Origin of the sequence: Paenibacillus sp. MAEPY2 (assembly GCF_000499205.1) — a bacterium.
Lineage (GTDB): Bacteria > Bacillota > Bacilli > Paenibacillales > Paenibacillaceae > Paenibacillus > Paenibacillus vandeheii.
The window spans coordinates 58,008-83,308 of the sequence record NZ_AWUK01000012.1; the positions used below are offsets into that span (position 1 = coordinate 58,008).

Here is a 25,301-nt window from a genome sequence, read left to right on the forward strand (position 1 = left end):
TCCACTCCTGATCTTCTTTGAATTAAAAACATATATTTTGCTTGCTTTTATGACGCCAATTACATCATTTCTTAATCCCCTCCAAAGGCATAATGTGCGACCATGGTCTTGGGTTTGTAGTCGCTATGTAGAGAAATTTTTACCTAGATACCTATAGGTGTCTAATTATTAAAACACATCTATACTTAATATGTCGTATAAAATGTCGTCAGATTGAATAGTTTTGTTAAAACTTTTTTAATATTTTACGTATTTATGGACATATGAAAGCAAGATGTAGGTATTTAGAACTGTTTATTTAAAATAATTCCCATTTTTTAGTTTCATTCTGTATTCTATAACATGGTGGGTTAAAAAACATCCTTAAACTTTGAAGAAAATAAGGCAAATGACAGAGAAATGATCCTATCATCTGCCTTTCCAATCGTGCACCAAGGAGGAGAATGTAAAGGAAATGATGTTTGGATTTGGCATTTAATCTAACCAAGAACATACATAAGCATGATCAATGATGCATGTGAAGCAGAGAAACAGGCCAAGTTTCCCAGTGGAATACCTCATTGCACAGATATACATCGGAAGCGGTTTTATCTATAATAACTACAGTATGCATTTCTTAAATCATGAGCAGCGGGGGTTTATAGATGAATCTTAAACAGATAGCAGCTGAGCGCGCGGCAGAATATGTTCAAGATGGAATGAAGGTTGGGTTGGGTACAGGTTCAACGGCGTATTACGCTATTTGTCGAATTGGTGAGCGGGTACGAGAAGGGTTAAACATTCAGGCGGTAGCTACCTCGGAAGCATCGGACAAGCTCGCCAAGGAGTGGGGGATTCCGATCGTTCCATTTGATCAGATTGGACGTCTGGATCTGACCATTGACGGTGCAGATGAAGTTGACCCTGAGTTTAACCTGATCAAGGGTGGCGGCGGTGCGCTTTTACGTGAGAAAATTGTAGCTGCAAACAGCGACAAGCTGATTATTGTGGCCGACGGCAGCAAAGCAGTACCAAAGCTGGGGAAATTTCCATTGCCGGTTGAGGTGGTTCCTTTTGCGTCAGAGTGGACTTTCGAGGCGCTGGAGAAGCTTGGGTGTAACCCAGAATGGCGTATGGATGGGGATCAACGGTATCTTACGGATAATAGAAACCTCATTGCGGATTGCCGTATGGAAGCCATAGAACAAGCTGCGGAGCTTAACGTTCAGTTAAATATGCTGCCAGGTGTTGTCGATAATGGACTGTTTATTAATATGGCGGACACCGTCATTCTTGCGAAGAGTGATGGCAGCATCGATGAGCGTCATCGTTCCTGAACTGAAAGCGAGGTCATTGCATAGATGAGGGAGAACCCGTTAGTGGATGGAGAAATTTCTCTTCGATGTGTGGAAAAAGAGGATCTGACTGAACTCTATGAATTAATCTACAGTGAAGACGTACCGGAATGGAAACAATGGGATGCGCCATATTTTGCCCTTGAACACGAGAGCTACGAAGACTTCGAACGGAGCATGCTGAGACGACTTGAAGCGACTAAGCACAATTCTGACCCGGACTCCATTCGAATTGTTGAGTTGAATGGCCGAATTGTCGGCACAATCAGCTATTATTGGGAGCATCGTCCATCCATGTGGCTGGAAATGGGAATCGTGCTATATCGTTCAGCCCAATGGGGACGCGGGATCGGCACGCGAGTACTTCAGATGTGGTCCAGCCACTTATTCGAGCAATTGCCACTGGTCCGGGTTGGATTAACAACATGGTCAGGCAATGAACGAATGATGCGTTCGGCTTCGAAGGCGGGGCTTCAGGTGGAAGGACGTATGCGTAAATGCCGCATCGTGGATGGCCAGCATTATGATTCAATTCGTATGGGAATGCTGCGCGAAGAATGGGAGCAGATACGGTCCCAGACGCAGGTCGAAATGTAAACAACTGATGGAGGATTATAGAAATGCCGAACAACGAGGACAATCGGGAACTGTCTTTACAATTATTTGTGGTTCTCGCTCGCGCATACAATTCCGTTACATCCAGGTCCAATCGGGATATCCAGAGTCATGGACTGAATACGACAGAATTTGGCGTGCTTGATTTGTTATACCATAAAGGGCCGCAGGCGTTGCAAAAGATCGGTGAGAAAGTGTTAATGTCCAGCGGTAATATCACGTATGTTGTGGACAAGCTTCAGAACAAAAATCTGCTGATTCGTCGAGCATCCAAGGAAGATCGGCGTGTTATATATGCTGAATTGACGGAGGAAGGAAGACATCTGTTTACACAAATCTTTCCTCAGCACCACCAGGTGATCATTGATGCAGTGGATGGTCTGGAACCCTCGGAAAAGGCGGATGCAATTCGTTTGTTAAAAAAGCTTGGACTCGCTGCAGAGGGGAAAACTGACTTGCGTTAATCACGCAGGTCAGTTTTTTTATATCTGAAGAACAGAGATAACACGTTAGATCACTTACAGGACAATTTCAAATTATAGAAAATTAGTTCAGATTAATGATGGGCTGAACGCCTGCCCATTCATCAATCATGTATAATGATAGATGGGTTGTTTTTGGGCGGGAACGGTCCAGGCGGTTGAAGCTGGTGAAAAAGGTAGGATGAGTGAAGCCTTCCTATACGCAGTATGGCATAATTCGCGATTAGGAGAGTGATCATGTGATGTCTAATGAACATGGCGAGATGAAATTATTGCACAGAACGATTGAACCGTTATCCAATCAGATGAATAGCAGTAAGGAAAATCAGGAGCAGGTGCATACATTCTTACCGATATCGCTCTTGCTCGCTGACGATAACGTCATTAATCGGCAGGTTGTGCTGATGCAGCTCAAAAAGCTGGGCATAACCAGGGTGGATACCGTCTCCAATGGGGAAGAGGCTATCATGGCATTTCTCAGCAAAGATTATAGTTTGATCCTGATGGATAACATGATGCCTGTAATGGACGGACTGGAGGCGACACGCAAAATCAGGGCCATAGAAGAGAATGTGCCGCGGCACTCCATACCAATTATTGCGATGACCGGAAATGTTATGGATGGAGAGAAAGAGAAATGTTTTGAAGCCGGGATGAATGATTTTATCGGCAAACCCTTCACACTTGAAGTTCTTAGCAACTTGATCCAGAAGTGGCAACAATCATCCGTGTCTGGAAAGGTTGCCAAACGATAGATAGTATACATATATGTTTCACGTGGAAGATCGTCTGAAAGAGAGGGAATGTTCATGTTATTATACGGCCTTGCTGTTCTGGTGCTAATCCTTCTTGCTCTATTATGGTTTGGTGGGCTTTACTTCTTCAAAACTGCCATTCGTCGTGCTCCAAAATCATTTCTGGTTGATAATCCGAATCTGATGCCCGAGCCGGATAATGAAATTATCAGCAGTGCGTCTGACGTGGCGTGGCTTAATTCGCAACCAACCGAAGATATAGATATGGAATCCCATGATGGATTAAAGCTGCATGGGACGTGGCTTCCTTCTCGAAGCGGCTCGCAACATCGAACGGTTATTCTGGCGCATGGTTATTCGGGAAAAGGCAGGGAAATGGCGGGCTTTGCTCGCTTTTATGCGGAAAAACATGGCTATAACGTGCTGATGCCGGATGATCGGGGTCATGGCCAAAGCGAAGGTAACATCATCGGATTTGGCTGGCTGGACCGCCAGGATTATGTTCAGTGGGTCCATTGGGTTCTCGACAAGGTCGGCATAGAAACGGAGATCATCTTGCACGGAATTTCGATGGGAGGCGCTACCGTACTGATGACAGGCGGTGAAGCCCTTCCCAAGCAGGTGAAGGCCATCGTGTCGGATTGTGCGTATACCTCAGTGAAGGAGGAGCTGACCTTCCAGCTCAAGCAGCTCTACAAGCTGCCCGCATTTCCGTTTATTCCTGTGACCAGTCTCATCTCCAGGTGGAAAGCGGGCTATTTCTTTGGGGAGGCGTCCGCATTAAATCAACTCGCCAAAGTTCAAGTCCCGGTTCTTTTCATTCATGGTGAGGCGGATACGTTCGTGCCGACGGAAATGGTTTATAGATTGTATGAAGCTTGTCCGACAGAAAAGGAACTGCTGACTGTTCCCCGTGCGGGTCATGGGACAGCGTTCCAAGTGGATCGTACCCGATATGAGGAGGTACTTGAATCCTTTTTGACGAAGAGCCTGTCACATTCATCTGATTCCATTTAAGCATCCAGGGTATTAAGTAGAAGATGTACTTAAAGGGGAGGTGTGAGATGCCACGTACACCTAGAGTTTGTTCGTATTGTCATGAAGAAATGGCAGAGGATGAGTTCAAATGCAAATCCTGCGGCAATCTCGTTGTGACCAAAACAGCTTTGCCTGACCAACCATACATGACGGAATATGAAGAATCCGTGTTGGATCAATATTCAATGGTGCTGCTTGTTCTGATGACATTATTTCTTCCTCCGGTAGCCATGGTCATTGGCGGCGTGATGTTATTTAATGACAGTATGTATAAGCGGGACACCGGTAAACTGCTCGTCACCGGGGCATTTATAGTTATGGTCATTCTAACCATTATTCTATTCGCAGGTTCGGGGACTTTGACGATTAACTTCTAAGCCATGGAGGTGCTCTTATGGAAAATAAACAGTTTGAGGCTGCAAGAAAAGCAGAGGCAGGTTACCATTCCAACTTCTATCAGAATAATGAATTATTTGCGTCCGGTACCTGGATGTCAAGGCCTATGCCAATGGTTATGGACATGCTGGAGCGTCTGCTTGCTCATAAGACGGAGCTGCGTGTTCTGGATTTGGGATGCGGTGTAGGCAGACATACGATACCGATTGCACAGCGTCTCGGGCAAACGAACAGTGAAGTTATCGGTGTGGATTTGCTGGATGAGGCTGTAGATGGACTTCGCAAATATGCGAAAGAATATCAGGTTGATCATATTGTACAAGTAGAGAAAGCGGATGTTGAGCATTACCCTATCGAGCCGGATTATTTTGATTATATTGCTGCTTGCTCTTGCCTGGAACATGTTTCCAATAAACAAGCCTTGATAGAAGCTATAGAACGACTACAAGTGGGAACACGCAGAGGCGGCATCCATTGTATTACGATGAGTACAAGTGTGGAGGAAATGGAAATCAACACCGACCGAACAATTGAACCGTTGATTGAATTGAATCTACCTACAGCAGAGGCTGTCGCATTACTGGAGAATGCTTATGCTGACTGGAATATTCTGCTCCAGGAACATGTAACACAGACGATCGAAGAGGAAAAATATGATGAACCGACACAGTTCCGTTGTGAACTGCTTCGTTTCGCTGCACAGAAGCAATAACAGCTCTGCCGGGATCGAGTAGTTTGGCCCCGGCAGACGTATTACTCGATAGCAATAGGAACATCGCGAGAAGCATCATGGGACATGGAAAATCATCACACCAGAACATGGGGGATAAGAATGAGTACATATGTGATTGGGATGGATGGCGGGGGAAGCCATATACGTGTAGCATTGGCCGATGAGCACGGAAGGGTACTGTCATACGTGCAAAAGGGTGGTTGCAACCGTTATCATGATGCCAATGCAGAGCAGCATGTATTGGACGGCATCGCTGAAGCCATTGCCGGAGCCGGGTTAGAAGTAGGACAGATTGCTTCCATTCAGGCGGGGATGGCAGGGCTGGATCGGCCTGAAGATACGGTCTGGGCTGAAGCATTGCTCGCCCAAACCGGTATCCTGGGCATAATCAGCGCGGTAAATGACACGCAAATTGCACATACGGCAGCCTTTGGTGGTGAGCTGGGCATTGTAGCTATTGGAGGCACGGGCTCTCTGATCCTGGGTAAAACGGAACAGGGGACCTGGCTTCGCAATGATCAGTTTGGCCACTATGCGCCAACAGCAGCACGCTTTTTGGCTTATGACGCGGTGCATTCGATCCTTGCTGGTCGTTATGGGCGCCAGGATCAGCCCTTAATTGAGCAGATATTAACCTATTGGAATGTAACTTCAATACCGGAGCTTGCTGCGCTGGGCGTTTCAGGTTTTGCTGAAAATAAACAGGCCATGAATCGGAAATTTGGTCAAATGGCTCCCTTGGTGACTAAAGCCGCCGCCCAAAATATCCCCCTTGCGGTCAGAGTATGTGACTCAGCAGCAGATACGGCTGTTGTAGGTATTCTCTTACTTGCATCGTGTTTTAAAGATCAGCAGGTATCCATGACGATTACAGGAAGTTGTCTGAGCACACCGTACATGGTGGAGGCCGTCCGAAAGGGGCTGAATGCAGCCTATAAACCGGGAGGACAACAGATTCATTACATTACCAGCAATGTGTTGGCAGTTGGAGGTGCGCTGCTGGATGCATATCATTTGGCAGGAATCCAGGTGCCGGAAGGCATGACGAATGTCATTCAATCGGAGCTGGAACGCTACACGACTTGAACTTTTAAAGGCTAACGACTACAATACGATAACGGAATCAAGCAAGCTATAGGAGGAATCAGGGTGTTAATTCATTTGAAATCACGCATACAGGAGCCGGAAGTGCAGGAACTGCTGTCTTACTCGGTCTTTCCCGATCCGGATCATCTGAATCGTGCGTTACAACAATATGTTAACAAGGACGAGCTGCATTTGGAGGGTTATGAAGACGAAGGCCAGCTGATAGGCCTGATTGGATATGAGAAAACAGGAGCTAGTGAGGTCACCATTCATCATATCGCAGTCCTGCCAGAGAACCGTTTTAAAAATTATGGTCGCGGCATGATTTCACAGGTGCTGGCCCAATATAATCCTGACAGATTGATCGCGGAGACCGACGTGGAAGCTGTAGAGTTTTATCGAAATACGGGATTCGTGGTGTATAGCCTGGGTGAATTATATCCGGGTGTGGAGCGTTTCCGTTGTGTATTAGAGAAGGACGAGGAGCAAGACGAAGACTAGTATCGGTCTACTACTGTGTAACATAAAGAGAGCATATCATAACAGGATGTTGGATTTGGCGAAGCAGCTGAGTCGGACGTCCTGTTTTTTTTGTCGTTTACTTAAAAAAATAGGAAAAACGTATTGCTTTGCAATATAGTTTCATTATAGAATAGTTTCATTGATGAATAGTTCGATGGATGAACTATATTTGGGAGGAAGGAGAATCAAGGATGAACACACCGGATGCCAAAAGTTTGGTTAACCGCTATTTGGATGCTTCTTTCCTGGTAACCAAACAGTTTGATACCCAGATACGTGAACGCCTGGGTCAAACCATTACCACAGATCAGTTCTGCGCACTTCGTATGATTAAAGAGAAACCGCTTTGTACGCCCTCCGATCTGGCAGAGCTTCTGTGTGTGGGAAAAAGCAGTATCACCGCACTGGTCAACAAGCTGGTGGATCGGGATCTGGTCCATCGGGCGGGGGATGAGCGCGACCGCAGAGTTGTGTATTTAACCCTGACGGATAACGGACGGGAAGTATACAAGGAAACGGAACAGGAAATACAGCAGCTTTTGGAGCCGTATCTGGTTCACTTTAAACCGGAAGAGGTCCAAAATTTCATTGAATCTTTTGAGAAGCTTGCCGCTTTGCTATCGCATGAAGGAGGACAGGAGAACGAATGAGAACGATTTTGAAAGCGCGATGGTGGTTGATGGGTCTATGGGTCGTTGTAGCTGCCGTATTGATGTTCACCGCCCCTAACATGAGTGAATTGATTCGGGAAAAGGGACAGTTCTCGGTTCCTGAAGGGCACTCGTCCACCCAAGCAGCAGCGATTCTGGACGAAGCCGCGGCACAAAAGGGAGAGCAGCAGGGCAGCCAGCTGGCTCTTGTGTTTTATAATCCGAATGGTTTGGGTGCCGATGGTAAAGAAGAGGCAGAACAGGCTGTTAAGAAACTGGAGGCCGAAAAAGAGAAACTGGGCATTCTGTCCATACTGGAGCCATTCTCTCAGCCTGAATTATCTGACAAAATGATTTCTGCCGATGGCAAGACGATCTTAACATCGCTTTCCATTGATCAGGGAGATCGTACAGTCAAGGAAATGCGCGAAGACCTCAATGAAGCATTGTCATCGGTCAATGTGGAGCATTACATAACCGGTAAAGGCTTAATTGATGAGGATACGGTGGAGAGTTCCCAAGAGGGGCTCAAGAAATCGGAATACATTACGGTTGTATTTATTTTGCTCATTCTGTTCCTCGTATTCCGCTCATTCGTAGCTCCATTTGTTCCGCTGCTTACGGTGGGGATCAGCTACATTGTTTCACAGCAGATTGTCGCGTTCCTTGTGGACGGACTAGACTTCCCGATTTCGACGTTTACGCAGATCTTTATGGTGGCGGTCATGTTCGGGATTGGTACGGACTATTGCATCCTGTTGATTAGCCGGTTCAAGGAAGAATTGGCTCATCATGAAAATACGTGGGATGCCATCATCGCTACTTATCGCACAGCAGGCAAAACGGTATTCTTCTCCGCACTCGCCGTGCTGGTTGGATTCATTGCCATTGGTTTTGCACAGTTTATGCTGTATCGTTCCGCGGTAGCGGTCGCTGTCGGTATTGCCGTGATGATGCTGGCATTAGTCACGATTGTTCCATTTTTTATGGCGGTGCTGGGCAAAAGATTGTTCTGGCCTTCCAAGGGTTCACTGGAGCATGCCGAGAGCCGGATTTATGGTGCAGCCGGTCGTTTCTCCCTGAAACGTCCATGGGCAGCCCTGCTCATCGTTGCAGCGGTATGTGTGCCATTACTGGCGACTTACGACGGCAAACTGTCGTTTAACAGTCTCGATGAAATTGGTGACAAATATGATTCGGTCAAAGCATTCAATATCATTTCGGACAGCTTCGGTCCGGGTGAATCCTTGCCGGGTCAGGTCGTTATCCAGAATGATGAAGCAATGGACAACGCCAAATATATGGCGCTCGCCGAGAAGATCAGCCGGGAAGTGGAGAAGGTGCCAGGTATCTCTGGTGTCCGCAGCATGACACGTCCAACCGGTGATGAGATCAAGGATTTTGAAGTAACACAGCAAGTGGGGACATTATCGGATGGACTGGGTGAAGGAAAGACGGGTCTGGATAAAATCCGTGATGGTCTGAGCGAGGCCAGCAGTCAGTTAAGCAAAAATGAACCACAACTCAAAGAAGCTGCTGACGGAGCAGGAGAACTGTCGAAGGGTACTTCCCAGCTGCAATCGGGTATTACACAGTTAGCTGAAGGACTTCAGCAGATTGAAAAAGGAATCCGTGACGGCTCTTCAGGTGCCGGCGAACTGAAAGCCGGACTTCAGAAAGCCAAAACGAGTGCTGATCAACTTGCACAAGCGAACAATCAATTGCTTCAAGCCTATCGTCAGGCAGGAGCAGGTGTCGCTGCCCTGGGTGATGGCGTAGGTGAACTGCAACAACAGCTCACAGGTGTATCCACAGCGTTGACCAGCTTGAACGAATCGTTCACAGCACTTGAGGAGCGCTATCCTGATTTGCTGCAAGACGCCGATTATCAGCGTATCAAAGGAACCCTTGGTGAGACGGGTACCGGAACGGCACAGCTCGCTCAAGGATTGGGTCAAATTCAATCCAAGCTGGGCGAAGCCGCAGCTGGAATCAATCAGGCTAACGAAGGCTTTGCCTCCGCAGCTTCCGGACAGAAGGCACTTGCCGATGGTCTGGGTCAGATTGTGACGGGAATCAGTCAGTTGCAATCCGGTCTCAAACAGGCCGCTGACGGTCAAGGTAAAGTCATAAGTGAAATTCCTTCCATCCAGAACGGACTTGGTCAGCTTCAGGGTGGTCAGGAGAAAATTCAGCAAGGCTTCTCGGATCTGAGTGGTCAACTGACGCAATTGACGGATGGTCTTAATCAGAGTGTAGATGGAATTGAACAGGTTTCAGGTGGACTCGATTCAGCACAGGACTACCTGACACAATTGCAAAACTCTCCTGATTCCGATCTGGCAGGCTGGTATGTTCCTGAAGAAGCACTGAACAGTAAAGATTTCACGCAGGTATTCGATACGTATCTGTCCAAAGATCGGAAAACGATGACGATTGACGTTATTTTTGCAGAGAATCCATATGGAACAGAAGCGATTGATCGTGTTCCGGATATCGAAGCTGCTGTACATCGTGCTGTACAGGGAAGTGCACTAGAAAAAGCGGATATTGCCATTGGCGGAGTAACCAGTACGTTCGCAGATCTGCAGGAAGTCTCCAACAACGACTACACACGCACGGTTATGCTGATGCTTGCAGGAACGTTTATCATTTTGGTCCTGCTGCTCCGTTCGGTTATTATGCCGCTATATCTCATCATCTCGTTGTTGCTGGCGTATTTCACATCCATGGCCCTGACGGAAGCCATCTTTGTGAATATACTTGGATTCTCGGGCATCAGCTGGGTTACACCGTTCTTCGGCTTTGTCATGCTGATTGCACTCGGGGTGGATTACAGCATCTTCCTGATGGATCGTTTCAATGAGAACAAAGGCATGAAAGTACAGGATGCCATGCTGTATGCCATGAAAAACATGGGTACGGTCATCCTATCTGCAGCCGTCATTCTGAGCGGTACCTTTGCCGCGATGTATCCATCGGGAGTTCTTTCGATGATGCAGATTGCGACGGTTGTACTCAGCGGACTAATCTTGTACTCTCTTCTATTCCTGCCATTCTTCGTTCCTGTAATGGTGAAAATGTTTGGCCGTGCCAACTGGTGGCCATTCCCGAACAAGGAACAGGCAGATTCCGTTGAATCGGATCGTAATATAGGCATGTAATAAAATGATTAATGAACAGCTCCGCTGGCATTGCCGGCGGGGCTTTCTGTATTGTTTTATGCAAGAAAACCGTGAAACGACAAATAAATGTGTATGCCTACGGACACCATCCCGCGCCTTGTCTGCGTTCCTCTCATACGATATATAGGAATTGTATATGGAGTAGTTATAACATGGCAGAGAGGGGCGGCGGGATGGTATATCGATATGTGGCTATAGGAGATTCATTAACGGTAGGTACAGGAGCGCTGCTGGGCACCGGCTTTGTTCCTTTATATCGGAGAATGGCAGAAACGAATGTACGTACGTTTGTATCGATGGATAACTTGGGCGTGAATGGACTTACGTCAGGGGAAATGCTGCAGATGATATCCAACAATCCAAGAGTACGGCAATCACTGCGTGAAGCAGATATTATTACGTTATCGATTGGTGGAAACGATCTGATTCGTACGTTCAAAGCGAGTGGCGGGATCCCGAACGCAAGTAAAATGACACAGGTGCTTGGCGAAACGCGTAGTAACGTGTCCCAGATTATGAGGCACATCCGGCAGTTAAAAGGCAACAGTGTATATATGGTTCGTACGATTGGGTTGTACAACCCGTATCCGCAAGCAGCCGAAGCATCATATTGGGTGCGGCAATATAATTCCTTTCTGAATGGTGTGGGATCGGGAAACTATGCCTGTGCCCAGATCTATGACCGGTTTGAAGGGCGTGAACGTGAACTGTTATTTTGGGACAGGGTTCATCCAAATGCAAAAGGCTATCGCGTAATTGCAGAACAGCTAAATCGTACAGGATACTATCCTTTTGCCTGATCAGCAGGGGTTAAAGTTTAGAATGACGATTACCTCGGAGAGCTGACTAGACCGAAAGAAATACTTCCGTTAAGATGAGGACATATAGAGGTTGTATTACGTGAGATAAAGGAGTTATTTTTGGTGCACATCATCGATTCAGATTCCCTAAACGATTCAGAACAGCAGCTCATATCTACCGTTTTATCCTCATATGGCTTCACGTCCAACTGGAACGCTCAGCGCGGAAGGGGAGGCATGAACAACTCTACCTTCATGGTAGAGATAAACCAGGAATGTTACGTGCTTAGGCAGTATGAAACGCATAACGATCAAGAGAAAATTGCTTTTGAACACGAAGTGTTGTCTGCATTATTGCGTTCAGATTTGGAGCTTCATGTGCCTGAACCCGTTAGCCTTCCTGATGATAAAGATGCGACATTTCTTACTGTACAGGATCGTCTAACAGGCCATACCAAAATCGTAACCTTGTTCCATTATCGTGAAGGCCACAATCCGGTCTGGATAACACCCGATCAACTGATCGGACTGGGCAGGGCGGCGGGGATGTTATCTTCTGTTATGGCGAGCCTTCCCATATCTCTGGCTCCCGTTTACCCGCCCTATTATCAAATTCAGGAGGCTTACCCGCTCTGTTCACCGGAGAAACTGTTACAACTATGCACTTCACCCCCGGATATGCTCGTGGCATGTGCGGATGACCTGCAAAAGCTGAAGATGGTGTTGCCAGACTTGTTCGATACGCTGCGAGGTATGGAGGTTTTGCCGCATCAACTGGTACATGGGGATTTGAATGCATCCAATGTATTGGCAGACTCTCAGGAAGGCATATGTGCCATATTGGATTTTGAATTTGCCACATGGGATCTGCGGGTGATGGAGCTTGCTGTTCCCATGTCTGACCTTCTGACGATGGACAAGGATGAAGCATGGATTTGGGCGGCTTTGGAGGGATTAATCCAGGGATTCAGACAACAGGTCAGCCTGGAACCAAAGGAGCTGAGTGTAATCCCAGAGCTTGTTTTGCTTCGAAGTCTGGATGTGGTCATGCACTTTATCAGTCGGTTGTTCGAAGGTACAGATGAGCCTGAAGTGGCTGTGCAGCAAATCAGAACGCTGAGAGAACGGGTAGACTGGATGAAAGGTAATGAGGAACGGCTGCGTGAGCTGCTGATGTAGCTTGATACGTATACGTTGTGATGGTTATCTTCGAAACCATCACAATCCTCCTCATAAGTTGGAATGGATAACCATTGGAAGAATTTCAATTGCAAAAAAGTGCACTGGACTTGCCACGAGGCAGGAACCAGTGCACTTTTATTTGATGAGATCGTATATCATGAGGGGGTGTATACACTCATTCACATAATATCTAGCTGCTAAATCAAAGCAATTCAGCAGCCTACAGTCCGCGCTTGCGGAACCAGCTGCGAACAGCCCAGCGACGCTCCTGGCGTTTCTTATATTTTGGCAGGGAGCGATATACGTTCAGGGATTGCTCGTAGGCTTGCTTTGCATCATCAGTACGCCCAAGGGAACGGTACACCGAGCCAAGCAGATAATACGCTTCACTGGATGAGGAATGAATCTCCTGGAACTGCTGAACGTATGCCAAAGCTTTGTCCCGGTGAGTATCCTTAAACGCACTTGCAAGTGTCAGATAAGGACGTCCATATTTTACTCTTGGATTAATATCCAGTGCCTGCAAAATATGACGCTCACCTTGTTCCGTTTGGCCCAGATGAAGTTCAGTTGTACCCAGCGCCTCCCAGTATTCGGCTGATTGCTCGTAAGGACGTTCCAGTTCCAGCAGTAAGGCATGAGCTTCACTATACCGTTTGCGTTCAATCAACAGACGGGCCAGATCCAGCTTGGAAGAGACTTCATTTGGACTCATGGCAAGCTGCTGCCGGAGCCGTGAGATGTTACGCATACGCTTAAGTGGCTTCATGAAGCTTGGCATCACCCCAACATAGCGACGATCCAGGAAATACAGAATGATGAGGAAAATAAGAACTGCCAAGAATGGATTGCCTACAATCCGCCACAGCAGGCCAAAGATTAGAAATTTAATCAGCACAACAAAGTCAACTCCAATTATGATGTAATCGCATTTCGAACACTTAAAATATATTTGGATTGGTCCAGCGGGTTAACGCCTCTGCGTTTACGCGTGTGTGTCACATCCGAAGGACAATCCTGATACCCGGCAAAAGAAGTGGTCAGCACTCCACGTCCGCTCGTCTCTGAACGCAGCTTCACCGGATAATCCATGGAGCTTGCCAGAGGCATACGTCCTTCGACGATGCACCTCCCGCCTCCGATGATCGGTGCTTCAAAGGTTGCCCGCATATGTACGAGATCACTGAGCGCCTTGCCTCCGTACTCCTCCGGGACTGTTAACCGGAAATTCAGAATAGGTTCCAGCAAAGTTGTACCAGTGCTTGCCAGTCCGTCCATAATCCCCATCGGCGTGGCTACTACAAAATCCAGTGGATGGGTATGCCAGACATGGTGCTCTCCCTCAATTAGCGTGATGCGCAGATCGGTAACTTCCCATCCTAGTAAGCCCTGAGATAACGCTTCGGGAATACGTCGCTCCACTTCATTCTGATAACGAAGCAGGAGATGATCCGTTCGGACGGTGGATGAATAGACCAGGCCGCTGCCACGGGGCAAAGGCTCCATGCTGAATCGAAGAATGGCCCAGCACGGCTTGGGCATCGTATACGCGATGAATCCCTCCCCGGAAGAACGAGGAGTTTCCTTATAGATGACGGAAGGTGGGTCGAATACGACATCCAGTCCGAAACGACTCATCAGCAGGCTGGACAGAATTTCAAGCTGAATGGTTCCCATGACTTTAAGATGCAGTTCCCGTTCTTCAGGCAACCATTGCAGATCAAGCAGGGGATCTTCGTCTGTTAACTCCTGCAATGCCGCTACAAGGTCAGGATAACGTGCCGTGTCTTTACCGTGGACCTGCACGGTCAACAAGGGAACAGCCATCTGTGGTACAGGCGGCACACCTTCAGGGCTGCCAATAATGTCACCAACATGGGTTTCACTTAGTCCGTACAGTGCGGCGATTTGTCCGGCATGAACAGCACCCGTGTCAGCCCATTTCCGCCCATCCATCCGGCGAATCTGGGTCACTTTCTCTTCCAGCTCCCGAGTGGAGTTATAGATCGTATCCCGATTATGCACGCTGCCACCATACATGCGAACATAGGCTGTACGGCCCATCGTTTTATCCCGTTCAATTTTGAATACTACCCCGGATACCGAAGCATCTTGAGGCTGTGCAGGGGCAGGAAGAAATTCAATGATGGCATCCAGCAATTCAGTTACACCGATCCCTTTGCCCGAAGCACCATAACAAATCGGGAATACTACGCCCTGATGTACCTGTTTGCGAAATGCTTCATCCAGCAAGTGAGCAGGCAGCGTTTCACCATTAATGTAGGCTTCCATCAGATCTTCGTCCAGTTCGGCAAGTAATTCAAAAAGGCCGGGTATGGATGAAGGGGAGCCCATCACCTCTGTTTGAATCGCGTTCCAGAGGGTGTCAATACCGTCGAAGACGTCGTCATTCATACGATAGGATTGAATTCCGCATATGAAGGGAGAGAGACTGGAGCGGATCTGATCGATAACCGTCTCAGCAGAGGCGCCAATCCGATCCATCTTGTTAATATAGATTAGGGTAGGAATTCCAAGCGAGCGGAGAGCATGCCAGATGGTCTCGCTCTGGGATTGAACCCCTTCTACGGCGGACACAATCAGAATGGCCCCATCCATAACACGCAGGGATCGCTCTACTTCAGAGCTGAAATCAATATGTCCTGGTGTATCAATCAGATCAATAATTGTATCTTTCCAGATCAAAGAGGTCATAGCCGCCTGAACGGAAATGCCTCGTTCCTTTTCAATATCCAGAGAGTCTGTTGCTGTTGTTCCGTCATCTACGCGACCTGGACTACGTACGACACCGCTTTGGAATAACATATGTTCCGTCGTTGTTGTTTTCCCTGCATCGACGTGTGCGAAGATGCCGATATTTCTGCGATTCAATTCGTTTAACATGGGATGTAAGGCTCCTCTGGCAGCAGAAACACATCGTTTCCGACATTGTAATTCAGTATTATATCATACCACATGGAGTGTATGGAAGAATATGTTACACTCAGACAATTCTCTACATTTCAGGATGGCATGACAATCACATTTGATCCTGACTCTTCATGGTTTTACGGTAGGCAGCTGGTGTGGTGCCCGTCTGCTTCTTGAATTGTCGATAAAAATGGGGCAGACTCTCAAAGCCGCAGGCATCGGCAACAACGGCCATCGTGTCATCACTTCGAAGCAGATGCTCTTTCGCCATAATGACCCGGCGAGCCAAGGCATAGTCCGTTAACGTCATGCCAGTATACCTTTTGAATGCACGACTGAAGTGAGCCGGAGATACGGCTGCCTGCCGTGCCAGTTCCGGCAAGGAAAGACCACTGCGGAGCTCTTCGTCCATATGGGCCAGTGTAGAGGCTAACCAGCCTGGTCCAGGAACGCTTTTGACAGGACTTGCCGGACCGGCTGCCTCCAATCGCTCCAAATCAATAAGTAAGAGCTGCAACCGCAGCAGTGCTGCGTGAGCACTCAAGTGATGGTCCAACTGAAATTCTGCATGAATGTCGTCAATGAGCGCAGCAACCTGGGTTTGTTCCTTGGCATCCAGATGCCTTTTGTATACCCTGCGCTTACGACAGCGTTCAAATAGAGAGAGCATGGCTGATGCACTGCCTCCCGCTGTGGATGCTAGTAATCCTGGACTGAAGAATAAGGCCGACGAAGTCACCGGATTCCCGGCATCCGGCAATGCACGATGTACCGTGCTGCCTGGAATGATGAACAAATCGCCCTCCTGCATATCTTCAAGACCGGTATCAATGAAAATGGTGCCCTTACCCCGATATACATAAATAATTTCATGCCAGTCATGAAGATGATCCGGCAGCTCGTTCTGGGGGGACTTGGTATCTGCATACACCAGACGAAAGGGTATCCCCGATTCCGCCTGAATGGTCTTACGAACGGGCGAACGTTCCATTCTATCTCCTTTCGAAACATTGATCACAGAAATGATAGTACACCTGGTCATGAAAGAGTACATTTACCGCAATATAAGCAATTAAATTTCCTTTTATTGATGATACAATGAATTTAAAGCGTTTTCAATGGAAGTATAGGAGGCTGTATGGCGTGCAGCGGGACATCTAAATATGACAATAAAACGATGAGGTGAGTGTTCATGTCGGCGAGCACGAAAAGACCAGGGCTAAAGCTGAATCTGCTCGGAAGTGATAGCCAGCGCAAGTGCAAAGAAGTGATGGAACGTCCCGTAAAGGTACTGCAGATTGGGGAAGGCAACTTTTTGCGTGGGTTTGCAGACTGGATGCTTCATGAGAGTGCGAGACAAGGTAAATTCCATGGCAGTGTTGCTGTGACCCAGCCTCGGCCTGGGGGAAAGGCTAAGCTGGAACAAATTCGTAATCAGGACGGATTGTATACGATGATTACCCGAGGTCTTTCACAGGGAAAAGCGGTGGAACGCACGGAAATGATCTCGATTTTTTCACAGTGTATTAACCCTTACGAAGAATGGCAGGATTTTCTGAGGCTTGCGGAATTGCCTTCCCTGGAGTTTGTCATCTCCAATACAACCGAGTCGGGATTGAAGTATACGTACTCGGAGTACTTGCAGGGTGAACCAGTACAATCGTTTCCGGGTAAATTGACGGTCTTTCTGCATCACCGTTATCTGCGGTTTGATGGGGACCCATCCAGAGGATTGATTCACCTGCCGTGTGAGCTGCTTGAAGGCAATGGGGATGTACTGCGCAGTTGTGTACTGCGGCATAGTGAGGATTTTAGTTATTCTGAGGGCTTTCGTTCATGGATTGAAAATCATAACTTGTTTTTGAACAATCTGGTTGACCGGATTGTCACGGGTGCACCGACCAAGGAAGAAGCCGATTCCCTGACCAATCGTTGGGGGTATGAGGATCAACTGATCAATACGGCAGAGCCGTATCATTTCTGGGCCATTCAGGCAGATGAAGCACTGGACAAAAAACTGCCCTTGAAACAGGCGGGACTCAACGTACACTGGGTGAAGGATCTGAAACCTTTTCAGCTGCGCAAGGTTCGTATTCTTAATGGTGCTCATACACTCATGTCATCGCTCGGCATTCTGCAAGGCAAGGACCATGTAAGAGAGACAATGGAAGACCCGGAGTTTGGCTCATGGGTCAGAGAAGCGGTACATCAGGAGATTGTGCCTGCACTGGATATGCCGGATCATAACTTGGATGAGTACGCATCAGAAGTGTTTGAACGATTTCTCAATCCGTATATTAATCACAAGCTGCAGGATATTGCATTAAATACAGTAGGAAAATTCAAGGTTCGTGTGCTGCCTACACTGATGGCTTATAAGCAAAAACAGGGAAACTGGCCTCTTCGGCTTGTGAAAGGTTTTGCGGGATTGTTGTGTCTTTATCGCCCGATGAACACGCCAGACGGTTATATGGGACAACGACTGAACGGTGAGTCCGTCCTGCTTCGGGATGATGTCGATGTATTGGCTGCACTCGCCGAGCATTGGGACAGTTATGAGCCACTGAAGAAGGATAAGCAGCAATTAGACCGCCGTGTAGCTGCCGTATTGTCTGATGTATCGATTTGGGGAGAAAATCTGGATGATCGAGAGGGACTTCGCGAAGCACTCGTTCACGAAATAGGTCTGTTGGAAGGTGAGAGTTGATGAACACAACCCATACAATTAATGACTGGATTGCAATTCAGCCGCAGGATGATGTCATTATAGCCATTCGAGATTATGTAAAAGGGGAAAGCATCACGCTGCCAGACAGCTCTACTTTTACACTAAGGGATGATGTGCCTAAAGGCCATAAAATTGCTGTGCATACCCTCGCACCGGGCGAGTATGTGATGAAATATGGATTTTCCATCGGGATAGCCAAAGAACAGATTGAGCAGGGAAGCTGGATTCATAGCCACAATCTGAAAACAGGACTTCACGGATTGCTGGAATATCAGTATCAGCCAGCACCACCTGTTCAGACGGACATGCCTCCGGAACATTTACGGTCCTTCGATGGATATTTGCGACCTAACGGTGAAGCAGGTATCCGTAATGAAATCTGGATTGTCAATACGGTTGGCTGCATTAATAAAGTATGTGAAGCACTGGCTCGTATGGGGCAGTCCCAGTTCGGCAGCAGGGTGGATGGAGTTTACCACTTCCCGCATCCGTTCGGCTGCTCGCAGCTGGGAGATGACCTGAAATATACGCAGCAGGTGTTGGCTTCCTTGGTCGAGCACCCGAATGCTGGCGGTGTGCTGGTTATTGGGTTGGGATGCGAAAACAATCAGGTAGATCAGTTCCGCGAATGTATTGCACCGGAATACCAAGGGAAAGTGCGGTTTCTCAAAGCGCAGGAAACGGATGACGAGCTTGAAGAAGGACTGCGTCTAATGGAAGAGCTAGTGGAGCTTGTTGAACATGAAGAGCGTCAGCCGCTGCCTCTGAGCAAGCTCAAAATTGGATTGAAGTGCGGTGGCTCGGACGGTTTATCAGGGATTACGGCAAATCCACTAGTGGGCTCCGTTTCAGATATGCTGGTTGCTGCAGGAGGCACAGCCATATTGACCGAAGTTCCCGAGATGTTTGGTGCGGAGACTATTCTGATGAATCGGGCGGCCAGTGAGCAGGTATTTGATGATTTGGTAGACTTGGTGAATGGCTTCAAGCAATACTTTGTGAACCACGGTCAGAATATATATGAAAATCCTTCACCAGGGAACAAAGCAGGGGGCATTACCACGCTGGAAGAAAAGTCTTTGGGATGTACGCAAAAGGGAGGGCGCTCTGCCGTAGTTGATGTGCTTCGTTATGGTAAACGTGTCACTCAAACCGGCCTGAATATTGTGGAAGCCCCGGGCAATGACCTCGTGTCTGTTACGGCACTGTCTGCTGCGGGTGCACATATTGTCCTCTTCACAACAGGTCGCGGAACGCCGTTTGGAGGCCCGGTGCCTACGGTCAAGATTGCCACCCAATCGGATCTCGCGAATCGAAAAAAACACTGGATCGATTTTAACGCGGGTCAACTGCTGGAAGGAAAGACGATGGAAGATGTGAAAGTACAGCTGTTCAGCCAACTGATCGATATTGCTTCAGGACGGGCGCATACGCTCAGCGAGCAGCATGGATTTCGGGAAATTGCGATTTTCAAGGATGGGGTCATTCTGTAATCCGGATTCGGTCCGTTGCCATGCAATTAGACTCATCCATCATCAACATATACCGCAAATCCCGGCGGCTTCTTCTTCGGCTTCCGGGATTTGTCGTATACACATATTTCAATCAATCAATTCATGGCAAAGGCTTTTTTGATTTTGGTCAGTGCAGCCGCAGAAGCATGTTTCTCCAATTGATTCAGCAGGAGTTTGCTCGCGTCTGCAACGCTTCCCTCAAACGGTTTAATTCCTTGACGCTTCATCCAATAGCCCGAGGTCTCATAAGCAGAGCTGTTCCAGGCGACCTTGCCTTCAGCTAGGCCTTCTTTTTCCTTGGTGCCACAGATGACAATGGCGCCAGCACTCTGGAGGTCCAGCAGTCCCTGGTCAAATGCTTTTTTGTCCTCTTTGGCTCCAAAACCTGCCTGTGAACGTAATTTACGACCATCCATACCTTCGTGCTCCTCAATTTGTTCATACAGTTTGAATGCTTCACGAGAGATCAAACCCGCATCATACTGTTCTTCCATGACTCTGGAGTCCGCTAGCAGGCGATGCACCCAAGGGAAATATTCGCGTGAGACCAGGATAGCTTTCTTTTTGACAAATTTTCCATAGGCAGCGATCCCTTCCTCGGCCAGACGTGAACGCCACAACCAGGGATCAAGATCGTTATCCTTGTGCCAGTTTTCTTTAGGAGTAATGGAGGACAGTGACGGGTATTCAGGGAATAAAGGTGCGAGCGGGAGCAGTCCCACAGCTTCTATTCGCTGAATAGCTTCTTCGTAAGTTACGATGGATTCATTCTCATTCATTGAATTCGGCAACCTCCTTTTTAGCTTGTGCTGAAACGATTATGGTTGGAAGCGAGATACATCTGGCTTACTTCCTCGGCATGTTGGCGAATCTCGGAGCGAAGGTTTTCGGGTTCAAGTACTTCTGCCTCACGTCCAAGTCGATAAAAGAATCTTACGGCCCATGCCCACTCACCTGGAGGGCACAAAAAGGAAAGTTCCCAGACATCGGGAGCAATTTCGGTCATCTGTTCGCCAATATGCTTGTCCTGTTCTGCCTCAATCATTCCGCTGTAACTCAAACGTGCCGTAACGCGCGTTGGAGAACGTTCGGGAGATTTCGTTTTGCTGCGCTGCCGTTCAGCCTCTTCAGCCAGCTTTTGTGATTCGATCAGCTCAACCGGCTTAACGTCCAGAATGCGGTCTGCCCTGAACAGGCGCTGTTCACCATGCTCCTCCGAATACGCTTCACAATACCAGAAACCGGCAGAAGCATAGATTCGAATAGGGCAGACCGTTAGCCAGCGTTGACGAGAAGCAGATCGGTATAACATACGCAGCCACCCTTGTTCCGGGATACAAGCCAAAAGCGGTTCCAGATGATGAAGGATGTAGTTCCGCTCCGGAACGTCATGTTTCAGTTGTTTGAGCATGGGATCCATTCTTGCCTTGACATCATCCGGGATAATACTTTTGATCTTGTCCATTAATGTCCAGCGTTTCTCTTGAAAAGGGGTATCTGCGTAATGGCTTAGGCCTTCGAGAGCAAAGATGAGAGTAGCTGCTTCAACCGGGTCCAATTGCAGTGGGGGCAGTACATACCCCTCCATAAGTCTGAAGCCGCCTCCGGGACCGGAGATAGCAATGATCGGGACATGCATCTCGGAGAGTGATTGGATATCCCGCAGGATGGTACGACGGGAAACTTCAAACTTTTCCGCAAGTGAATGTGCCGTTTCGTGACCGTTCTGCAATGCCATAACGATGGCGGCAAGCCGATTTGTTCTATTCATGTCAGCCACTCCGTTTCGAGGGTTGCGCCGCTGGAAAGGATGCTGGAGTGTTCCTCTCATTGTAGCAGTGTATAAGTGACATTATGGTTGTCACCAATAATTTCGCAGCATGATATTAATTATTCCATATACAGTGCAGCGCCTGCTTTCAGAGGGTCGCTTCCTTTTCCCGGCGGGGCGTCGTTAAAATGTGTGTCTCGTCCAATTCGCTTCGCTTCTCGGTATTTCCTTCTAACCGAGAACCTCACAAATAATGACAAAAACCCGTATCCGGTCTAAACGGATACGGGAAGTAGCAGATTGAAACAGGTTCAATCCTATAATACTTCAAATTTTAACAATTGACACTCATTTAAGCTACAAATATGAATCAACGCGATTTGCGTGTAACATGTTGTATCATCGGTTTTCCAAAATTATTTCATTTCAAGCAGCTGCACACCGCGGCCTTCAATCTCAATCGTACCTGAAAGGGACCGATCTGTAAGCAAATCATGAGCCTTAGCCTTGCCGAGATCATAAGATTGGGCAGCAGCATTGTGATTCATGACAAACAGGTACTGCTGTCCATCCTTGGTACGTGCAGTCACTTCAACACCTTCCGGAGTATTCAGAAGGGAATCAATATTTTTGACTGCAGCCAGTTGTCCCAGTAAATCGTCCAGGAATCGGTCTTCCGGATCGGAAGCTACATACCAGGCTTCACCTTGACCGAATGTGTTACGTGTCACGACAGGCATACCTTTATAGAAATCGTCTCCATACTCGGCGATGACTTCAGCGCCTTCACTGTGCAGCAGGTCACACAGCATGCCACAACCATATTCTCCTTGAAGATCACCATAAGCCTCTTTCAGGACAATACTGTTTTTTTGCTCAGGCAGCAGGGCATCAATTTCTTCGACCCAGATCCCGAGCAGTTTGCGAAGTTCACCCGGGTAACCACCAGTTGTTACGATGTCACTTTCATTAACGATACCACTGAAGAAGGTTGTCAGGATTGTACCGCCTGCTTCAACGAATTTCTCCAGTTTGGCTGCAAAGCCGGGTTTCACCATGTAGAGTACTGGAGCGAGAACGATGTCGTATTTGCTGATATCCGTATCCACACTAACGATGTCCACCTGAATGTTGCGGCGGAAGAAGGCGGCGTAGTATTTGTGAATTTGGTCTACATAGTTCAGTGCAACGGTAGGTCCGCTTGATTTCTCAATTGCCCACCAGTTTTCCCAGTCGAACACAATTGCCACTTTCGCATCAACGGTGGCATCCAGCGTCTTGTTACCGAGCAGCTGCAATTCCTTGCCCAGCTCTGAGACTTCACGGAACACGCGCGTATTCTCATGGCCTACGTGTTCAATTACAGCGCCGTGGTACTTCTCGCAGGCGCCGATGGAACGGCGAAGCTGGAAGAACATGATCGTATCCGCGCCGTGAGCCACGGACTGGTAACTCCACAGACGCATGACACCGGGACGTTTCAGTGAGTTATAAGGCTGCCAGTTCTGCTGGCTGGGTGTCTGCTCCATCAGCATGAACGGTTGACCGTCCTTCAGTCCACGCATCAAATCATGGGCCATAGCGGTGTAACTGACCGGCGTTGCCAGGCCGGGATAACTGTCCCAAGAAATGATATCCATATGCTTAGCCCATTTGAAGTAGTCCAGCGGTTTGTAGAAGCCCATCAGATTAGTTGTAACAACTGAATCGGGAATATGTTTTTTGATGGCATCATACTCCAGACGATAGCAGGCAAGGCTGCTGTCCGAGTTAAAACGAGAGTAATCGAGCGAAATCCCCTGAAATGTAGAACTGTTGTTGCCCGAATGCTCGCTAAGGTTACTTGGCAGTACGATCTCGTCCCAATCGTAGAACGTATGACCCCAGAAATTGGTGTTCCAAGCCTTGTTGACCTGATCCAACGTCTGGTAACGTTCTTTCAGCCACACGCGGAAAGCTTTCTCGCAGTTGTCGCAGTAACAATCGTCACTGTATTCATTGGAGACATGCCAGACAAGAACTGCGGGATGATCTTTGTACCGCTCTGCGAGTTTGTCTGCAATTTTCTCCGAATATTTGCGATAGGTTGGACTGTTTGGACAGGAATTGTGACGTCCTCCAAATTTACGCTTGCGTCCATTGGTATCTACACGGAGCACATCCGGATATTTTTTCGCCATCCATGCCGGATGCGCCGCCGTACTTGTTGCGAGGCAGGTATAGATACCGCTTTCATAAAGATTATTAATATATTGGTCAAGTTCTTCAAAATGGTAAGTGACTTCATCCGGCTGAATCAGTGCCCAGGAAAATACGTTAATGGTCGCAATATCAATACCTGCCAATTTGAACATGCGCAAGTCTTCAAGATGGGTCTCATGATCCCATTGTTCAGGGTTGTAATCGCCGCCGTAGAACATTTTGGGTAATTTGCTGCTAATCAAATGTGTTCACCTCTTGTATAATAATAATTCTATATTATAGGATTCATAGGACTTTTAAAATATAATAAAAGTAATGAGATATATAAGAATATGGAACTGGAATTGTGGATTTTGTTCAAAGGAGGAATCCCTATGCTTATCTCACCCGACCATCGGCGCTATTTAATGACTTCGCGGGATCAGCCACTTCCGATCTATATCGAGAGCATCGGATATAACGGAAATCAGGAGAGTGTCTCCAGACCAGCAGGCTATCCCTGCTATCACTGGCTTCAGACGGTAAAGGGGGCCGGAGAGTTCAGATTTGCAGGTTCAACTGTACTGCTGGGAGAGACGTCCGGCATTTTGCTGCCGCCGAATGAGCCGCATGAGTATGTACCCTCGCAGGGAGAGTGGCAGACACTTTACATTACATTTGGAGGTGCCCAGTGTCCGGCCATCACAGAATCTCTTGGTTTGGGGGAGGCTGCCCTTCATCAATGGGATTCGGAGAGCCCGCTTGAATACTATGGCAGGGAAGTGCTGGGCTCCATCAGCAGTGATCAGGATTTATCCGGCTTGGAAGCGTCAGCGGACATGTACCGATTTCTGATTTTGCTCAAAAAGCATGGCATGACGGGCAGTCGTTCTTCGATCTCGCATGCCGTGGAACGGCTGGCTCCGTTAATTTCATTTATGAATGAACACTACGCCGATCCCGATATTGGCCTTGAACAGATGGCCGCCATACCAGGCATTACGCCAAGGCATTTGAATACCCTTTTCAAACAATCCTTTGGCATGACCGCCTACAGTTATTTCATACTCCTTCGCATCCGCAAATCGAAAGAATGGATGACAGGAAACAGCAAACTGACCGTCAAGGAAACGGCAGCGAAGGTTGGTTTTCGGGATGCGAGCCACTTTGTGGCTACATTTCGGCGGATTGAGGGCGTAACTCCGGAACAGTATCGAACGTTATACTAATCATTGAGAGGTAATCGATGTGCTATAAAACACTGTTCAAGTAGGAACATTCGGTGTAACCTGTTACAAATTGAATAAAAAGTGATGCCAGGAAGGTATTGATGCGTATGGGTGCTTCCCGTTATGATGGTATCGATTCCTTAGATTGGAAAACGATTATACGGATCAA

Annotated in this window: 22 protein-coding genes; 16 read left to right on the forward strand and 6 right to left on the reverse strand. The window is 47.7% G+C overall.

Annotated elements, in window-relative coordinates:
* Positions 1-644 precede the first annotated feature (644 nt).
* The 13 genes from rpiA to P364_RS0110805 all read left to right on the forward strand — a co-directional run bounded on the left by rpiA (position 645) and on the right by P364_RS0110805 (position 12,775).
* Entirely contained in the window at positions 645-1,316 is a 672-nt protein-coding gene (gene rpiA / locus P364_RS0110745) for a ribose-5-phosphate isomerase RpiA (RefSeq protein WP_024630130.1), read from the forward strand.
* Positions 1,317-1,358: 42 nt separating this feature from the next.
* The gene (locus P364_RS0110750; RefSeq protein WP_442952311.1) at positions 1,359-1,931 is read left to right on the forward strand and encodes a GNAT family N-acetyltransferase; all 573 of its coding nucleotides are present in this window, start codon (positions 1,359-1,361) and stop codon (positions 1,929-1,931) included.
* 23 nt (positions 1,932-1,954) lie between these two features.
* Entirely contained in the window at positions 1,955-2,413 is a 459-nt protein-coding gene (locus P364_RS0110755) for a MarR family winged helix-turn-helix transcriptional regulator (protein ID WP_024630132.1), read from the forward strand.
* Positions 2,414-2,673: 260 nt separating this feature from the next.
* Positions 2,674-3,186, forward strand: a complete 513-nt coding sequence (locus P364_RS0110760) for a response regulator (RefSeq protein ID WP_024630133.1) — start codon at positions 2,674-2,676, stop codon at positions 3,184-3,186.
* A 54-nt stretch (positions 3,187-3,240) separates the two neighbouring features.
* Positions 3,241-4,203 carry an alpha/beta hydrolase gene (locus P364_RS0110765; RefSeq protein ID WP_029880917.1) on the forward strand — a complete coding sequence of 321 codons (963 nt, stop codon included), beginning with the start codon at positions 3,241-3,243 and terminating at the stop codon, positions 4,201-4,203.
* Positions 4,204-4,250: 47 nt separating this feature from the next.
* Positions 4,251-4,601 (forward strand): hypothetical protein, encoded by a 351-nt coding sequence (locus P364_RS0110770; RefSeq protein ID WP_024630135.1) that lies wholly within the window; start codon positions 4,251-4,253, stop codon positions 4,599-4,601.
* Positions 4,602-4,618: 17 nt separating this feature from the next.
* Positions 4,619-5,332: a class I SAM-dependent methyltransferase gene (locus P364_RS0110775; protein WP_024630136.1), complete on the forward strand. Its 714-nt coding sequence runs from the start codon at positions 4,619-4,621 to the stop codon at positions 5,330-5,332.
* A 120-nt stretch (positions 5,333-5,452) separates the two neighbouring features.
* Entirely contained in the window at positions 5,453-6,439 is a 987-nt protein-coding gene (locus tag P364_RS0110780) for an N-acetylglucosamine kinase (RefSeq protein ID WP_024630137.1), read from the forward strand.
* 63 nt (positions 6,440-6,502) lie between these two features.
* Complete coding sequence (locus P364_RS0110785; RefSeq protein ID WP_024630138.1) at positions 6,503-6,940, forward strand: GNAT family N-acetyltransferase; 438 nt, start codon at positions 6,503-6,505, stop codon at positions 6,938-6,940.
* Between the two features lie 212 nt (positions 6,941-7,152).
* Positions 7,153-7,611 carry a MarR family winged helix-turn-helix transcriptional regulator gene (locus P364_RS0110790; RefSeq protein ID WP_024630139.1) on the forward strand — a complete coding sequence of 153 codons (459 nt, stop codon included), beginning with the start codon at positions 7,153-7,155 and terminating at the stop codon, positions 7,609-7,611.
* Positions 7,608-10,775, forward strand: coding sequence for an MMPL family transporter (locus P364_RS0110795; protein WP_024630140.1), 3,168 nt, complete (start codon positions 7,608-7,610; stop codon positions 10,773-10,775). Before P364_RS0110790 ends, P364_RS0110795 begins: the two co-directional genes overlap by 4 nt.
* Before the next feature lie 173 nt (positions 10,776-10,948).
* On the forward strand, positions 10,949-11,596 hold the full coding sequence (locus tag P364_RS0110800) for a GDSL-type esterase/lipase family protein (protein WP_236642243.1): 648 nt from the start codon (positions 10,949-10,951) through the stop codon (positions 11,594-11,596).
* A gap of 123 nt (positions 11,597-11,719) precedes the next feature.
* Positions 11,720-12,775, forward strand: coding sequence for a phosphotransferase enzyme family protein (locus P364_RS0110805; protein ID WP_024630142.1), 1,056 nt, complete (start codon positions 11,720-11,722; stop codon positions 12,773-12,775).
* Positions 12,776-12,998: 223 nt separating this feature from the next.
* Here the strand turns inward: P364_RS0110805 and P364_RS0110810 are convergent, their stop codons facing one another.
* The 3 genes from P364_RS0110810 to P364_RS0110820 all read right to left on the reverse strand — a co-directional run bounded on the left by P364_RS0110810 (position 12,999) and on the right by P364_RS0110820 (position 16,700).
* A complete protein-coding gene (locus P364_RS0110810) occupies positions 12,999-13,676 on the reverse strand; it encodes a tetratricopeptide repeat protein (protein WP_024630143.1) in 678 nt (225 codons plus the stop codon).
* A 17-nt stretch (positions 13,677-13,693) separates the two neighbouring features.
* Positions 13,694-15,682 (reverse strand): GTP-binding protein, encoded by a 1,989-nt coding sequence (locus P364_RS0110815; RefSeq protein WP_024630144.1) that lies wholly within the window; start codon positions 15,680-15,682, stop codon positions 13,694-13,696.
* Positions 15,683-15,818: 136 nt separating this feature from the next.
* Complete coding sequence (locus P364_RS0110820) at positions 15,819-16,700, reverse strand: AraC family transcriptional regulator (protein WP_024630145.1); 882 nt, start codon at positions 16,698-16,700, stop codon at positions 15,819-15,821.
* 201 nt (positions 16,701-16,901) lie between these two features.
* Here P364_RS0110820 and P364_RS0110825 point away from each other — a divergent pair, with 201 nt between their 5' ends.
* Positions 16,902-18,416, forward strand: coding sequence for a tagaturonate reductase (locus tag P364_RS0110825; protein ID WP_024630146.1), 1,515 nt, complete (start codon positions 16,902-16,904; stop codon positions 18,414-18,416).
* Complete coding sequence (locus P364_RS0110830; protein ID WP_029880921.1) at positions 18,416-19,930, forward strand: UxaA family hydrolase; 1,515 nt, start codon at positions 18,416-18,418, stop codon at positions 19,928-19,930. Before P364_RS0110825 ends, P364_RS0110830 begins: the two co-directional genes overlap by 1 nt.
* A gap of 116 nt (positions 19,931-20,046) precedes the next feature.
* On the opposite strand, the gene P364_RS0110835 is transcribed toward P364_RS0110830, so the two are convergent.
* The 3 genes from P364_RS0110835 to P364_RS0110845 form a co-directional block, all read right to left on the reverse strand.
* Positions 20,047-20,730: an AlkZ-related protein gene (locus P364_RS0110835; protein WP_024630148.1), complete on the reverse strand. Its 684-nt coding sequence runs from the start codon at positions 20,728-20,730 to the stop codon at positions 20,047-20,049.
* Between the two features lie 20 nt (positions 20,731-20,750).
* Positions 20,751-21,722: a helix-turn-helix transcriptional regulator gene (locus P364_RS0110840; RefSeq protein WP_024630149.1), complete on the reverse strand. Its 972-nt coding sequence runs from the start codon at positions 21,720-21,722 to the stop codon at positions 20,751-20,753.
* A 416-nt stretch (positions 21,723-22,138) separates the two neighbouring features.
* Complete coding sequence (locus P364_RS0110845) at positions 22,139-24,166, reverse strand: beta-galactosidase (RefSeq protein ID WP_024630150.1); 2,028 nt, start codon at positions 24,164-24,166, stop codon at positions 22,139-22,141.
* 132 nt (positions 24,167-24,298) lie between these two features.
* Here P364_RS0110845 and P364_RS0110850 point away from each other — a divergent pair, with 132 nt between their 5' ends.
* On the forward strand, positions 24,299-25,132 hold the full coding sequence (locus tag P364_RS0110850; RefSeq protein WP_024630151.1) for an AraC family transcriptional regulator: 834 nt from the start codon (positions 24,299-24,301) through the stop codon (positions 25,130-25,132).
* The last annotated feature ends 169 nt before the right edge of the window (positions 25,133-25,301 follow it).

Coding starts and splice junctions, on each gene's coding strand:
- P364_RS0110765 (WP_029880917.1), top strand. CDS start 3,241: ATGTTATTATACGGCCTTGCTGTTCTGGTGCTAATCCTTCTTGCTCTA.
- P364_RS0110770 (WP_024630135.1), top strand. CDS start 4,251: ATGCCACGTACACCTAGAGTTTGTTCGTATTGTCATGAAGAAATGGCA.
- P364_RS0110820 (WP_024630145.1), bottom strand. CDS start 16,700: ATGGAACGTTCGCCCGTTCGTAAGACCATTCAGGCGGAATCGGGGATA.
- P364_RS0110755 (WP_024630132.1), top strand. CDS start 1,955: ATGCCGAACAACGAGGACAATCGGGAACTGTCTTTACAATTATTTGTG.
- P364_RS0110835 (WP_024630148.1), bottom strand. CDS start 20,730: ATGAATGAGAATGAATCCATCGTAACTTACGAAGAAGCTATTCAGCGA.
- P364_RS0110800 (WP_236642243.1), top strand. CDS start 10,949: ATGGCAGAGAGGGGCGGCGGGATGGTATATCGATATGTGGCTATAGGA.
- P364_RS0110795 (WP_024630140.1), top strand. CDS start 7,608: ATGAGAACGATTTTGAAAGCGCGATGGTGGTTGATGGGTCTATGGGTC.
- P364_RS0110830 (WP_029880921.1), top strand. CDS start 18,416: ATGAACACAACCCATACAATTAATGACTGGATTGCAATTCAGCCGCAG.
- P364_RS0110815 (WP_024630144.1), bottom strand. CDS start 15,682: ATGTTAAACGAATTGAATCGCAGAAATATCGGCATCTTCGCACACGTC.
- P364_RS0110775 (WP_024630136.1), top strand. CDS start 4,619: ATGGAAAATAAACAGTTTGAGGCTGCAAGAAAAGCAGAGGCAGGTTAC.
- P364_RS0110825 (WP_024630146.1), top strand. CDS start 16,902: ATGTCGGCGAGCACGAAAAGACCAGGGCTAAAGCTGAATCTGCTCGGA.
- P364_RS0110760 (WP_024630133.1), top strand. CDS start 2,674: ATGTCTAATGAACATGGCGAGATGAAATTATTGCACAGAACGATTGAA.
- P364_RS0110790 (WP_024630139.1), top strand. CDS start 7,153: ATGAACACACCGGATGCCAAAAGTTTGGTTAACCGCTATTTGGATGCT.
- P364_RS0110780 (WP_024630137.1), top strand. CDS start 5,453: ATGAGTACATATGTGATTGGGATGGATGGCGGGGGAAGCCATATACGT.
- rpiA (WP_024630130.1), top strand. CDS start 645: ATGAATCTTAAACAGATAGCAGCTGAGCGCGCGGCAGAATATGTTCAA.
- P364_RS0110840 (WP_024630149.1), bottom strand. CDS start 21,722: ATGAATAGAACAAATCGGCTTGCCGCCATCGTTATGGCATTGCAGAAC.
- P364_RS0110850 (WP_024630151.1), top strand. CDS start 24,299: ATGCTTATCTCACCCGACCATCGGCGCTATTTAATGACTTCGCGGGAT.